The sequence below is a fragment of the Shigella sp. FC1967 genome, assembly GCF_001743005.1.
Classification (GTDB): Bacteria; Pseudomonadota; Gammaproteobacteria; order Enterobacterales; family Enterobacteriaceae; genus Proteus.
The window spans coordinates 1-1,898 of record NZ_MIIZ01000922.1; the positions used below are offsets into that span (position 1 = coordinate 1).

The 1,898-nt window shown below is 35.6% G+C and carries 2 protein-coding genes and 2 rRNA genes; 2 read left to right on the forward strand and 2 right to left on the reverse strand.

What is annotated here, in order from left to right; genetic code table 11:
- Positions 1 to 190 precede the first annotated feature (190 nt).
- Both BHE89_RS15965 and idi read left to right on the forward strand, forming a co-directional pair.
- Positions 191 to 835, forward strand: coding sequence for an epoxyqueuosine reductase QueH (locus BHE89_RS15965; protein ID WP_069368346.1), 645 nt, complete (start codon positions 191 to 193; stop codon positions 833 to 835).
- A gap of 128 nt (positions 836 to 963) precedes the next feature.
- Positions 964 to 1,500, forward strand: coding sequence for an isopentenyl-diphosphate Delta-isomerase (gene idi, locus BHE89_RS15970; RefSeq protein ID WP_074454085.1), 537 nt, complete (start codon positions 964 to 966; stop codon positions 1,498 to 1,500).
- An 86-nt stretch (positions 1,501 to 1,586) separates the two neighbouring features.
- On the opposite strand, the gene rrf is transcribed toward idi, so the two are convergent.
- Positions 1,587 to 1,702 (reverse strand): 5S ribosomal RNA (gene rrf, locus BHE89_RS15975).
- A gap of 116 nt (positions 1,703 to 1,818) precedes the next feature.
- Positions 1,819 to 1,898: ribosomal RNA gene (locus BHE89_RS15980) — 23S ribosomal RNA — on the reverse strand; the annotation flags it as partial.

The window sequence follows — 1,898 nt, forward strand, 5'->3', positions numbered from 1 at the left end:
CATCATAATATGAATCTAGTAAACTCTCTGATAGTTATTACCTAAATCATTTACTTTTATTATTTTTAATTTATATAAAACAAATAGTTATTTTTTAAATAATTTTAAAAAAAGCAGATTATCTAAGTATTTTATTACTATAATAAAGGCATCATTTTACAACTAAAATAATGCTATTTTAGGATCATTTATGACGCTTATACGAGAAAAGCTCACATTACCTGCAAATGCAAATAAGCTTTTACTACATTCTTGTTGTGCTCCTTGTTCTGGTGAAGTCATGGAAGCGTTACAAGCATCGGGTATTAATTACACGATCTTTTTCTATAATCCCAACATTCATCCTCAAAAAGAGTATTTAATTCGTAAAGAAGAGAATATTCGTTTTGCTAAAAAACATAATATTCCTTTTGTTGATGCTGATTATGATACTGATAATTGGTTTGAGAGAGCAAAAGGAATGGAAAAAGAGCCTGAACGAGGTATTCGATGCACAATGTGTTTTGATATGCGCTTTGAAAGAACGGCCCTTTATGCCGCTGAAAATGGTTTTTCCGTTATTTCCAGCTCTCTTGGGATCTCACGTTGGAAAGATATGAAACAGATAAATGGCTGTGGTGAAAGGGCCGTAGCGCCTTATCCTAATATGGTTTATTGGGATTATAATTGGCGTAAAAAAGGTGGCTCAGCCAGAATGATTGAAATAAGTAAACGTGAACAATTCTACCAACAAGAATATTGTGGATGTATTTATTCATTAAGAGATACAAATAAGCATCGCAAATCACAAGGTAGAGATCTTATTAAGATTGGTGTTCAATATTATACCCCTTAGCGTTTTCTTTTTTATGGCATCATCACAGTGATGCCATAAAAAAGAACAGCACGATGAATCGTTATTTGATATACAGTCATGTTATATTCACGCTATAACAATATATTATTTTATTAAGGTGACCTCTTGTGGAAGACGCTGTTATTCTCGTAGATAAAAATGATAATGAGCTGGGAACAATGCCAAAGCTTGAAGCTCATATTGTAGGCGCCTTACATCGAGCTTTTTCAATATTTATTTTTAATTCAAATCAGCAATTACTTATTCAACAACGTGCAATATCTAAATATCACTCTGGTGGTTTATGGGCAAATACATGTTGTAGCCACCCACTTCCAAACGAATTACTTTCAGATGCTATTCATCGTCGTTTAGATGAAGAATTAGGCATGAAATGTGATATGCAATCTATTGGAACTATTCTGTACAACGAGAAAGTAACAGATGATTTGATAGAGCATGAATTTGATCATCTATTTATTGGGTTTAGCAATGAATTGCCACATAGCAATTCGGATGAAGTAATGGATTACCGTTGGATCTCTCTCGATTCTCTTTATCAAGATATTGAAGAAAATGCACAAAATTACAGTGCTTGGTTTCGGTATATATTAAATCGGATGGGGATTGAGCAATTTTCTCGTTGGAGCCAAGGTATTATTTAGTAAGTATCTTGTTAATTTTTTATCTTTTAAAAACCTAAAACGCAAAAAAGCCAACCCATTGGGTTGGCTTTCTCGTCTTATTTAATGCCTGGCAGTTCCCTACTCTCACATGGGGAGGCCCCACACTACCATCGGCGCTACAACGTTTCACTTCTGAGTTCGGCATGGGATCAGGTGGGACCGTTGCGCTATGGCCGCCAAGCAAATTCTGTTTTATTACCCGTCACTCACCCTTTAACGGCTCGTCACCAGTAATATCAATCTTAAACAAGCTTACTTCATCGTTTCGCCTCTCTGACAAAACACCTTCGGTGTTGTCAGGTTAAGCCTCACGGTTCATTAGTACTGGTTAGCTCAACGTATCGCTACGCTTACACACCCAGCCTATCAACGTCTTA